This window comes from bacterium (assembly GCA_023150945.1).
Lineage (GTDB): Bacteria > Zhuqueibacterota > Zhuqueibacteria > Zhuqueibacterales > Zhuqueibacteraceae > Coneutiohabitans.
Map to the genome: position 1 here is coordinate 76022 of JAKLJX010000028.1, position 12436 is coordinate 88457.

General features: G+C 56.8%; 8 protein-coding genes. 7 read left to right on the forward strand and 1 reads right to left on the reverse strand.

Translation table 11 applies throughout. From position 1 onward, the window contains the following. Positions 1-34: 34 nt before the first annotated feature. From L6R21_24855 to L6R21_24875, 5 genes are read left to right on the forward strand one after another with little or no spacing between them, the layout of a single operon-like run. Positions 35-1618, forward strand: coding sequence for a MotA/TolQ/ExbB proton channel family protein (locus L6R21_24855; protein MCK6562442.1), 1584 nt, complete (start codon positions 35-37; stop codon positions 1616-1618). Then, on the forward strand, positions 1615-2037 hold the full coding sequence (locus L6R21_24860) for a biopolymer transporter ExbD (protein MCK6562443.1): 423 nt from the start codon (positions 1615-1617) through the stop codon (positions 2035-2037). Before L6R21_24855 ends, L6R21_24860 begins: the two co-directional genes overlap by 4 nt. Before the next feature lie 9 nt (positions 2038-2046). Then, positions 2047-2454 carry a biopolymer transporter ExbD gene (locus tag L6R21_24865; protein MCK6562444.1) on the forward strand — a complete coding sequence of 136 codons (408 nt, stop codon included), beginning with the start codon at positions 2047-2049 and terminating at the stop codon, positions 2452-2454. Next, positions 2435-3493, forward strand: a complete 1059-nt coding sequence (locus tag L6R21_24870) for a hypothetical protein (GenBank protein MCK6562445.1) — start codon at positions 2435-2437, stop codon at positions 3491-3493. Before L6R21_24865 ends, L6R21_24870 begins: the two co-directional genes overlap by 20 nt. Beyond that, on the forward strand, positions 3490-4974 hold the full coding sequence (locus L6R21_24875) for a hypothetical protein (protein ID MCK6562446.1): 1485 nt from the start codon (positions 3490-3492) through the stop codon (positions 4972-4974). Before L6R21_24870 ends, L6R21_24875 begins: the two co-directional genes overlap by 4 nt. A 511-nt stretch (positions 4975-5485) precedes the next feature. Here the strand turns inward: L6R21_24875 and L6R21_24880 are convergent. Next, entirely contained in the window at positions 5486-5758 is a 273-nt protein-coding gene (locus L6R21_24880) for a hypothetical protein (GenBank protein ID MCK6562447.1), read from the reverse strand. A 1281-nt stretch (positions 5759-7039) separates the two neighbouring features. Here L6R21_24880 and L6R21_24885 point away from each other — a divergent pair. Together L6R21_24885 and L6R21_24890 are read left to right on the forward strand one after the other, a co-directional pair. After that, positions 7040-11116 (forward strand): RHS repeat protein, encoded by a 4077-nt coding sequence (locus L6R21_24885; protein ID MCK6562448.1) that lies wholly within the window; start codon positions 7040-7042, stop codon positions 11114-11116. A gap of 75 nt (positions 11117-11191) precedes the next feature. Beyond that, positions 11192-12436: DNRLRE domain-containing protein (locus L6R21_24890; GenBank protein ID MCK6562449.1), on the forward strand; the 1245-nt coding region annotated here is incomplete at its 3' end.

The following is a 12436-nucleotide window of genomic DNA, read 5'->3' on the forward strand; positions in this document are numbered from 1 at the left end:
TATTTGGAGCCATCATTTGTGAGGAGGTTGTAATATGTTTCGCGTCAGCATCACGAACCTCGCCCGGTGCATGCTGGTATGGGCAATTCTACTGATCACCGGACCGGTGTTCGCGCTGCAGCAGGAGACTGCCACTGACTCGGCGTCTTCGCCCAGCATTAGCCCGCAGAATCCCGCCACCCTGCCGGCGAGCGGCCTGTCGCCCGTCGCGCCACAAACCGAGGAGAAGCGCGGCAACACGGCGCACACCTTCGCGGAATGGACGGCGCAGGGCGGCGCGATCATGTATCCGATTTACGCCGTGTTCATCCTGGGCGTGGGGGTCATCATCTACCAGCTCGTGCGCATCTATTTCGACAGACGCCATGCCAAGCCGATTCAAGCGACCATCGAGCGGCAGCTCAAGGATATTGCCGAGGAGGCCGAGCATCCGGCGCGCGTGCGGGAGATTTGGGAGACGGTTGCCCAACATCCGCGCTCGGAGTTGAGCCGGCTGCTCACCCTCTTGTGCGATCTCTGGCAGCGCGATCCCAGCGCCCAGGTGCTGCAGGTCGAAATCGACGGCCATGTCACCGGCATCAAGGAAAAATATGAGATCGGCCGCAGCTTTGCCAACCTGCTCTCCGATACTGCCGGTGCGCTCGGGCTGCTGGGCACGGTGTGGGGCATGTATCAAACCTTCATGCCCGGCAAGTTGGAATCCTCGCAAATCATCAGCGGTATGGGCGTGGCACTGGTGACCACCATCGGTGGCCTGGTGGTCAGCATCGTTTTGAATTTCGCCAATTCGTGGGCGCACTCGATATTCTACCGCCATCTCGAATGGATCGTCGAGCGCGCGGACTTGTTCCGCAACCGCTTTGGCCGCGGGCAGACGGTGTCGGTGGTGGCGCCCAAGCAGACCGTGCCGGCTGCGGCGGTGATCAGCGAGGTGGCGCCGGTGACCAGTGTGGCGCCGCCGGTGGCGGGCCGCCGCATTCCGACCACGCTGCGACTGCTGTCGGCCAAGCGCCAATCAGCGGAGGCGGGCGCCAGCCTGCCCAAACCGCTGGAAGTGGCGGTGGAAGATCAAAACGGCCGGCCCATGGAAAACCTCGCCGTCATTTTCGAAAGCAACGGCAGCCCGATCACCTTTGACAATGGCGCGAACGTCAAGCAGGTGGATACCGATTTTCTCGGCCGCGCCAAAACCACGATCAAGCTGGGCACGCTGGTGGGCAGCCATAAAGTGCTGGCGCGCGTCAATGGCGAAGCCAATCTGGTGGAAGAGTTCGAGATCGAGACCCAACCCGGTCCGCCTGACCGGCTGCAGGTGCTGTCGGGCAATCTGCTGATGCAACCGGCGGGCACGCAAATGCCCGAGCCGCTCAGCCTGCAGCTCAAGGATGCCCACGGCAACCCCGTGCCCGAGCAGACGGTGATGTTCGAAGTAGTGCACAACAACGGCAGTCTGGAGCAGAACAAATCGCGTTTGGAAGTGCACACCGATCAAGAGGGCATTGCGCGGGTGGGATTCCGGCTGGGCGAGACGCCGGGCGCCAACATCGTGCGGGCCTGGGTGAAGAGCAAGAGCACGCGCCGCCTGGAAGCCTCCTTTGAATCACTGGGAAAGGAGTGAGCTTCGTCATGAGCGGCAGCGGCATGATCGTGCGCTACATCGACATCGTGATGATTCTGCTGTTCGGCTTCATCTGCAGCGCCGAATTGAGCCAAACCAGCCATATCGAGCTGGCCAAGACGGTGGAATTGCCGTTGAGCAATCCCGATCCCGAAGTGGTGATTTTCGTCGGTATTCTACCGGACGGCTACTATCTCTTCGACAATGAGAAACATCGCACCGCCGATCCGGCCGTGCTCGAACAGTATCTTCAGCAAACCAAAGCCAGTTTGGAAGAATCGCGTTACAAAATGCGCGTACGGTTGCGTGCCAACCACGATACGCCGATCCGGTTTTTGATGAAAGCCGCCGAGGTGTGCGACCGCCTCGAGGTGTTGAAGACTTTCGACGTCCGCGTCGGATCGAACGTAAGGAGCTGAGGAACGGCCATGGGCAAAGGCAGCATGATCATTCGTTACATCGACATCGCGCTCACGGTGTTGTTCGGCTTCATCGCGATCAGCGACATCGAACAGAAGACGCAGGTGCGGCTGCCGCGCAGCGTTTCGGCGGTGAGCACGCCCGCCGCGATCAACACCGTCTCGCTCGTGGTCTTGCCCGGCCCGGTTTATACCCTGCTGGAAGGCGCCACCGAGGTGATCAGCAATCCCGAACTGGAGCGCGTCGAACAGGAACTCATCAACGTGCGGCAGAAGTACCTGGATCGGCAGCAGGACATCATCGTGCTGATTCAGCCCGACCCCAACTCCCCGGTGCAGTTGACGGTCAATGTGTTGGACATTTGCGAACGGAATCAAATTCAGCGAAACATAAATTATGTCGAGCCTGGTGTATAGCCTGCGCGGCCGCCTGCGCCGCGCCGAGCCGGAAAAGCTGTGGACGTACGGCTTGACGACATTGTTCGTGCTCGTCATCTACCTGCTGCTCTTGCAGGTGCGATTGTCCGAGCCGCGCTTCGACGTGGAAAAGTTCCGGGAAATCGACTTTTCCCGCTTCGAACCGCCCAAGCCCAAAGCCGCCGCCGCCGCCAAGAAAACCCCGGCGGAAATGCCCAAGGAGCCGGTGGCCAGCCGCGCGGCGCCGGCCAACATCGAAGAAATCGATCTGTCGAATCTGGAAGATCTGACCAAGATGACCCAGATCGTGCCGAAGGATCTGTCCACCCTCAGCCGCATCGCCTCGGTGCCGCAAGCGCTGCAACTGCCGGAAATCAGCGTGGGGACCACCACCATGCCGCCGGTGAATGCGCCGGTGGTGGCCAATGTCAAGGATGGCCTGCCGGTATTGGGCACCCCCAGCAACGTGTACAATCCCAATCTCGCCAGCGCGCGCGTGGGTTATGGCGGCGCACCGGGCGGCTCCGGCTACTCCACCGGCCGCACCGGCCCGCTGCCCGGGCCCAAGCGCGACACCGATGCCGTCGAGAAGATCGACGTGCGCAGCTTCGACGAGAAGAAGCGCCAGACAATCGATTTCGATAAGCTCTTTCGCGAGTTGCTGGAATGGCTGAAGAAGAATCAATCCGAGCTTTCGCCCTCGCTCAAACACTACATGCGTTATCGCAACGGCGACCTCACCGCCAAAGTCCGCATCGCAACCGCGGCCGGCAACTTCGACCTGTTCTTCCTGTGCAACGAGATTTCACAGGACATCGGCCTGTTGATGGTGGAAGTGAGCGACAGCTCCGGTGCCATCATGCTGCGCGATACCGGCTTCCGCAAGAAGAGCTTTTCCCTCAGCAAGGGCATGGCCAGCCGCGGCGAGGAAAGCAATGTCACCTCCATCAGCATGCTCGCCAGCGACCCGACCCGCAGCGAAACCGCGAGATTCTACAGCATCTTCCTCTCCTGGTGGGAGAAAAACAAGTCACAATGAGAAGGGACGCAACCACCACACGCAGTTGGGCGATTCTGCTTGTGCTTGCTGCCGCGGCCGCGCTGGCCGGCTGCGCGAGCGGCGGCCGCTCGGGCAAAGTGCCGCTCGGCGTTTCGCCGCGCATCGCCGCAACCGCCGACAGCATCGGCAAACGGCTGTTCGTCTCCAAAGAGCGCGAGCGCAAGGCAGACTGGCACCGCCGCGAAGGCATGCGCCACTATCATTTGAGCGACTCGATTTGGACACTGGTTGACGCCGCCCGTCCGGCCGCCGCCGACACGCCCGCGACCGCCATGAATCCCGGCTTGAACGGCACGCCCGCGCCGGCCGCCAAACCCGGCGTCGACCCGGAGCTGCGCAGGAATACCATTCTGGCCACCTATCACTTGATGGAAGCACAGCGCAATCTCAGCAAGGCGCTGCAATACCACGGCTTCAATCCCCAAGCGCAACACTATCTCGCACTGGTTTACAAACTCCTGAGCGAGCGCTATCCCCGCCATGGCTCGTTCGACAAAGCCATCGAGCAATGGGAGTTTCTGGCCCGCCTCGAGCCCGGCGAGTATCTGCATCGCTACAACCTCGGCGCGACCTATTTTGCCAAGCATGACTGGCGCCGCGCCTTGCTCAATTATGCCCAAGCTGAAGAGCTGCTCCTGCTCTCCGCTGCGGTCAGCTCGCGCCGGCTTGCGAATCCCAGTTTGACCGCGGCGGCGGCAATCGACAGCGTGAGCCTGCTGTATAGCGTTTTCTATCAGGGCCAAAGTGCCATCAAGCTGGAAGAGGCGGCGCCGGCGCTGCATCATCTCGAGCGTGCCAAGGTGCTCACCGAGAATCCCACTGTGCTCGCCGCGATTGCGGAAGATATCCGGTGGATCAATTGGGATGAGGGCAACATTCGCGCCTCGGTACTGCGCGATTCGGCCGACACCCTGGTCAGCCAGGGCAAGTATGGCGAAGCCGGCAAGCTTTACGATCTGCTGCTCAACAAGCTGTTGCGCACCCAGCGCGCGCAGCACGACATCGCCTGGGATTTTGCCACGATCGAGTACGCCCGCCTCGGCCGCCGGGCCAGCGCCATCGCCCGGCTGGACGAGGTGATGAAGCGCATCCCCACCGACAGCTCCGGCGCGCCGCTGGACACCACCTACCGCAAGAACTTCGACACCTACGGCGTGATGTGCCTTGGCCTCGGCACCGATACCGCACGGGTCAATCGCCGTGTGGGGTATGAATACCTCGAGCGCGCCTCCAAAATCGCGTGCAAAGACCGCGGCCGCATTTTCATCGAAATGGCGGATCTGTCGAAGCCGAATCCCGACATCTCCATTGCCAATGCCGAACGCGCGCTGGCGTGGGAGCAAAGCTTCGACACCCTCGAATTGCGGCGGTTGTACGAACTGCTGGTGGAAGGTTACCGCCACAAAAACCAGCCGGCCGAAGCCCGCAAGTATTTCGAGAAACGCAAGGCCCTGCCGTGAGCCGGGCCGTGTGCAAGGCTGGCGCTCCCGCTTCCGCAGGGTAGGCACTTCGTATTACAACGTTTGTGTGTAGCCATGATAACGAACGATCAGCCCCAACGGAGTGGCGGAACGTCACCATATGATGCTCTTGGTAGCAGTGTTCCTGTGCAACGGCTGCGCTGTTGCGTCAAAAACCCCCGGAGTTGCCTCGCGGCTCGAAGTTTTCGAAACCTCAGCCTGGCCGCGGTTGGAACATTGCCGAACGGACTTACTTGACGTTGCAGTACTGGGTAGTTTCACGATCCTTCGTTGTCAGATTGCCACTCAAACGCCGCCAGGGGAAACGCAATGCCGCCGTCCCCCTTTGTCTTGCTGACCTGATACTTCATCACTCTCATTACAGTGTCCGTCTGCTGTTGGCAGATGACAGACGCCAGGCATGGCATTGACCTTGTCAAGATTCAAGCTATTTCTACGCAGCAAATTTTTCGCGGGAGGCATTGCGATGAAGAAGCACAAATCCCAAACTTCAAACCTCACGTTCCCTTTCATCCTTTCCACCGTGCTTGTTTTTCTTGTCGAGTCGTTGCGGCCGCCATCCGCCCTCCTGGCTCAAGAGTATCAGATAAAGAACGACCGCATCCTTGCGCCGGAAGTCACTCACTTCATCAGGCCCGCCGAACCGGGCGTGGATGCGCACGGCGATCTCAGTTTGACGATTCCGCTTTTGACAGTGCCAGGGAGAAGCGGATTGGACTTCGATATTGTTGTGCAATACCGCTCCGGCATACAAGTCACGCAATCTGCATCATGGATCGGTTTGGGCTGGAGCCTGGACTTGGGCAGCATCACGCGGCATCCTTTGGGAGGAATCGTTGACCAAGAGCAGGCAGATTTTGCTCATGCGTTGCCGTTCTACGGTGGTACGATACAGTCTCAGCCCGACGTCTATTCCGTAAATATGAACAACGCCTCAACGATTCTTTATTCGGTAACTTCGGAGAACGACCCCGTCATTCCATTCGATCCCGCTCATTCCGAAACCAGTGGACCGTGCACAGGCGCTTATCAATATTCTCAATACTATTTTGTACCATCACCGTGGCGACCGTGGAAATTCTGCTACGCGACAAGTGAGCCGGTGACGGTTGACGGCAAAAGCACAGGGATAAAAGACGTCGGCAATCGCAGAGACTTCTCAAAATTCATCGTTACAACCGAAGACGGCACAAGATATGTCTTTTCCGGCGCCAATGACGGCACTAACGATCTGCCCACCCTGTCCCCTGCCTTATTCCCCAATTTCGGATCTCCCAATAATGATTTCGATTATGTCTTCGTATCAACCTGGAGATTGCGTGCCATCCTTTCCTCGAATTATTCCGGACCAGACGTCCCGGATGAAACCTCCATGGGTGGATGGGTGAAAATTGTTTACAAAACGTGGGATCACGGAACGGGGAACCCCGAGGATGTCGACACCATAATCGAATCCACCGGAAGCCAGAGACTTGTCGCACAGGTTACCTATCCGTATTACGTAGAAACTCCAACGCATTTCGCTTTCTTTCAGACTTCGAAGCGGTACGATCACAACCTGGCGGCAAACATCATTCAAATGGGGGATTACGACAATGATCACAACTACTACAGCCGCAAGCTTGACCAAATAGTTTTATACAAAAAAACGGAAGCGATCGGCATCCCCATGGCTGAACCGCTGCCCGGAGAGATTCTTGATCCGCAAAGTGAAGGCAATAAAGTTATGCAGGTTTCATTCCAATACATGGCCACCGGCGCAGACTCACTTTCGGTTTACGAGGAGAACAATCCGAATTCTGTTCACAAAAAAATGCTTTCGAGGCTGGCGCTGGAGACAATCACAATCACTGGAGTCACCGGCAGCCAATCTGGTCCCCTGCCTGCTTACAAGTTCACTTACTACGATGAAGTGACACTGAGTTGGTTGGAAGTCTCAAAGGGCCGTTACGCTCCGCTTCATGAATATCAAGATGACTTCGGCTATCTTGAAATTCCAGTTTCGGACCCCAATTATTCTGGCGGACCTCCAACGAGAGGATGGATGTGGTCGCTTAAAGAAATCACGTATCCTGAAGGCGGACGGCATTTCTTCGTCTACGCAAACGACAGCTTGGCAATGCGAAGCCTTTCCTACAACACGTACTATGTCCAGAACGAGACTTATTTGCACGTCGACGATTTTTTTGAGCGCTTTGAACAAGGGGGCGCACGCGTTCACTCCATTACCAGCTATGATGGTTACAATGACTCAACACCGGATGTTGTTACCTACACCTATGGCCCGGGCCGCCATTCCGCCATTCCTGAGATCTATTTCCGCAAATTGCACAACCATAAAGACTTGCCGCTGTATTATTTAGGCGAACGCGGGCAAGCCAGTGTAACGTATGACTGGATCAAGCAGCAATTCCCAGATAACAGCGCCAAAAAGACATTCTATGTCACGGGTAGTGTCTCTCACAGCTCTGAACCGCAAATCTTCTACGTCAAAAGCGGGAGTCATGTCGCGCTTCTACAGGGCAACCAAAACTGGAATTGGGGCGAGATCGACAGCGTGCATTATTTCAACTCCGCAGGCACGAAAGTGAAAACCGAGATTTATAATTGGAGCTTCAGGGGTGATCTTAACGACCCCGCTCCTATCCGGCTTGCCGATGTTGCACCGCCCTTGCGTTACAACTATGGTACCGCTTTCACCGATACTATCGAGATCAATTTTACCCACAAAGAGCTCGTCAGTCTTGCAACCGAAACACACTACAGCTCCGGTGTCGTGAAGAAAACCGACGCATATACCTACAATGAATCCGGCACGCTCGTGAAAACTCATTCCCAAATTGGCGATGACGGCAACACGAGACGGGTTCTCCAGTATCTATATGCTTATGAAGCTGCAAATGCTGCGCCCTATTCGAACATGCGCATCAACAACATGCGCAACCAACTCGCCCACCAAAGCACGAGAATAGACGTCAACTCCAAGTTTGGATATGAGGCCATAGCCTCAACCTGGAAGAATTCGAACGGCATCTATCTGCCACAATACCAATACCGTTGGCGGGATCCATACACCAACATGCAGATTCCGGCTTTTAGCTGGCACCCGGATTCCCTTCCGGACAGCGAGGAATGGCTGTTGACCACGCAATTCGTGAGCTACGATCAACACGGCAATCTCACCAGAGTCAACGATGCCTATGGCGTAGAGACCACGATTGCGTGGAAGGAAGCGGGCGCGCTCATTGATTCCATCAAAACGCGCCCGACCTCGACAACGTCATTGACCACGAGATACGGCTACGACCCCAACACCTTTCGCCTCACCTCCATCACCGATCCCAACGGACGCAAGACCGAATTCAAATACGATCCCCTGCAGCGTCTCACCGAGATCATCGCGCCCGACAAAAGAACTGTGGCGCAGAATGAGTATTACTACTCACGCGACGGCAATAATGACGTCTTTTCCACAACCGATCCCAACTTCATCAAAACGCACGCGGCCTCGGCACATAGCTTTTCCGATGCGTTCGAGTACACCGATGCCCCGGAAAATCACGGCTGGGTGGAATATCTCAATCCCAATGACGGCGTGATGAGCACGGTTTACGACAACACGCTGCAAAGCCGGGTGATGCGCCTGGACGTGACCAACGGGCCGAACAACAGCTACGCCATCAAGTATCCCGCCAGCGGCAGCCTTGGCTTGGCGCATTCGCACGTGTGGGCGAAAATAAAAAACACGCAAACTTCTTCTTCCTTTCGCGTGGTGGTTTGGTATGCCGGCTCTGAGTATACGCTGGTCTATTTTCTTGCTGCCGGCACGAACAGCTACAACGCCGCCACGAAGACAATGAACATCTACCTGGGCGCAAGTTTCACGAGCGGTGCGTGGCAAAACTTGGGGCGCGATCTGCTCGCGGATTTCAGGCTCACCGGCATTCAGGCCGACTTCGAATATGTCCAGCGCCTCATCGCCCGCGGTGAGTTCGATTTCGAGGACGTGCGCACCGATCGGCCCGTCACCACACTCACCTTTGCCGACGGCTTGGGCCGCGACATTCAAACGCTGCAATACGATTTCGCCGGCGCGATCAAAGCCGGGACGGTGTATGATTTCGCCGATCGCATTACAAAAGTCACCAAGCCCTACACCAGCACGACACGCATGTTCGACCTGGATGCGATCTCCGCAGCCAACTCGTATTATGCCGGGCGCTATGCCTATTTCGACGGCACCACTCCGCCACCGGATCCCGATCCTTCTGCTTTCCATGAAACCCGATATCTTGCCGACCCGCTCAATCGCATCAGCAAGCAGGGCGCGCCCGGCTCGGTTTTCAAGATCGGCGCAAACCCGGAAAAAGTGGTCATTTTCACCTATGACTCGAACACTTCTGCCGACCCAATCAACTACACCACCGCATCTCTGCTCAAACAAAGACGGCAGGATGAAAACGGGCATGCCGTGGATTCATATTTTGACACCTTCGGCAACCTCATTGCGACCGTGGCATTGCCCAACGGTCTGCAACTCAAAACCCAGCACCTTTATGATGCCGCTGACCATCTCATACGCACCACTGATCCAAACGGGAGGGTCACGACCTACGATTACGACACCTTTGGCCTCTTGCGCAGACAGGATGCGCCTGATGCCGCCGCCGTCGAATATCTGTACGACAAAAAAAGCTACCTCCGCTTCGTCAAAGACGGCAAAGGCGCAAGCAGCGGTACGGCGTACTTCCTCTACTACAAGTACGACAACATCGGCCGCAAAATCGAAGAAGGCACGATGGGCGATCCCACCAACAATTTCACCCAAACCAACGCGGACAATCAAAGCTACCCCACGAGCGGCCATACTTGGAAGGTGAAATATCATTACGACTTCGCCGGTTATGCGCCGGGCGCAACGCAGCGCAATCTCAAAGGCCGCCTCGACGCCATCGAATACAAATCCGAGCGCTTCGGCCTTTCCGGGTACATGTTTTATTCCTATGATGACAACGGCAACCTCGAATGGCTGGAGCAATACGTTCCCAAGGATGTGGTTTCCGATGGCAATGCCTACCTCATCACCATGACGAATTACTCCTATGGCTCCGGTGGCCAACTCACCAAAATTGCTTTCAACCGCAGCTTTCCGCCCGGGGCCAGCCGCGATGCCTTTTATGTTTGGTATGATCACGACGCGCTCGGACGCCTGCAAAAAGTCTTCGCCAATACCGCGGACGTGAAGCCCGCAACTGCCGAGGCCGAATACATCTATTGGCCCGGCGGCCAGGTAAAGCGCCTCGTGCTCGGCGGAAACGTGCAGGGCGTGGATTATCTCTACAACAGCCGCGACTGGCTCACGCAAATCAATCATCAAAACCTCGTTGCGGGCCAAGACCCGGGAGGCGACGGCGGCGGTGCCGGCGTGCCCAATGCCGATCGCTTCGGGCAAATTATTGGCTACAACGTGCAAAACCACATTGCTTACGTCTCGCCGTTTTCCACCGATTACGTCGCGCAATTCAACGGCAACATCGCGTGGACGATTCACAACACCTCCGGCAACAATTCCCCTTCGAGCCTCACCGGCTGGGTGTTCAAGTATGACGCCGCGGACCGCTTGAACAAAGCCAATTGGGGCCATTTTATCAGCAACTGGCAGGAAACCGACAACCGCTATGATCTCACCGGCATCACTTATGATGCGTCAGGCAACTTCACACACATGAAACGCCGCTTGTCTGACAATACCGCGATCGACATGAATTACTTCTACAAGCCGGGCAGCAACCAGCTCGACTACGTCAGCGGTTTGAACAACCAGGCGCCGGGCAATTTCACCTACGATCAAAACGGCAACATGATCACGGACAACAAAAAGCTTGCGCCCTCCGCCCAGATTGCGTATGATTATCGCAACCTCCCCACGCAAGCGCCCATGCCCGGCGGTACGGTTTACTTCGACTATGACGGCAAGGGGCAGCGTGTTTCCAAAAACGATTTGATCTACCTCTACACCGCGGACGGCAAAGTGCTCGCCGTGTACAATATCGACGGCACGCATTTGTATTGGAACCTCTGGGGCCTGGATTTGATCGGCCAGAAGTTTTACGCACAGTGATCAGTTGCCAGTGACCAGTTGCAAGCAACCAGCAACCAGCAATCAGCAACCAGCAACCAATCACGGATAACCGCCATGAAAAATATATTATTTTCAGCATTCGCCCTGCTGCTGTTCGCTCACGCCGCCGCCCAGGAACCGGATACGAACTTTGTCGAGCTGCCGGCCCAGCGCACCTACAACAGCAAAACCTATTACAATCCCGAAGAGAATCTCTACCTCACGCGCGTCAGCCCCGGTTATATGCACTACCGCACGGCTGATGGCGCCTATCGCGACATAGACACCCGTCTGCGCCGCGATTCCACCGGCGTTTTTCTGCCCGAAGGCCTGTATCGCGCCCGTTTTGCCAATTTAACCGGGCAGGCGAATCGCTATGATGTGACCTACGAAGTGGCGCGCCCGGTGCACGAAAAATTCCGCAGCCCGGTCCAGCGCCGGCCGCCAAGCGTGCGGCTCCAGTGGAAGCTGTTGAGCTTCGGCTATTTCGACCGGTTGAGCTACGTTTACCAAATTTTGCAGAATGCCGAGGCTGTGGCCCCGTTTGTCGAAGGCAATCGAATCAACTATCCGCAAATTTTTCGCGGCGTCACCGTGCGTTATACCTGCGGCGCCAACCGCCTCAAAGAAGAAATTGTTTTCTCCCAAGCCGCACGCGAAGCGCTGCCCGACCCGGCCCAGCTCGGGCTGGCAGCGGATCACACCTACCTGGTCTTTGCCGCAGAATTCACCCTCTCGCCGAACAACCTGAATGCTATGGCGTACCGGACCGGCGGCCGGGATCCGATTCGAACCGGCAATGGCTTTGCCTTCGAAGGTGAAAGCCGCATTGATTTTGAAGACGAGAGGGAGAATCTTTATTTCTTCTTTCCGCATGATTATGCCTGGGCGGTAAACGATAGCGTGAGCGAGCCGGTCAGAGTGCGGCGGATATTCTATACGCAGCAGGGCAAAAACCATTTGCTGATCGGCGTGCCCTGGCGCTGGGTGAGGGCCGCTGCCCCCGGGCCGTTGCTGATCGATCCCACGATTTACAACGACTATGCCACTGATACGCGGCTGCAAAGCGCCACCAACGTCGGCTCGGAAACCACGCTGATGGTGGGCAAGAAATCCGGGCAGGTGAAAAAGCGCACGATCATCAAATTCGATTTGCAATACTCGAGCATACCCAGCAATGCCACGGTTCTCAATGCGCAACTGCAGTTGTATTATTTCAACGCCACAGTCGCCGGCGGGTCCGCCTGGGTGGATCGCTGGGTGCAAGCGCATGAATTGCTGAAGTCCTGGCATGAGCTGCAGGCGGACAGCTCCGAGCGC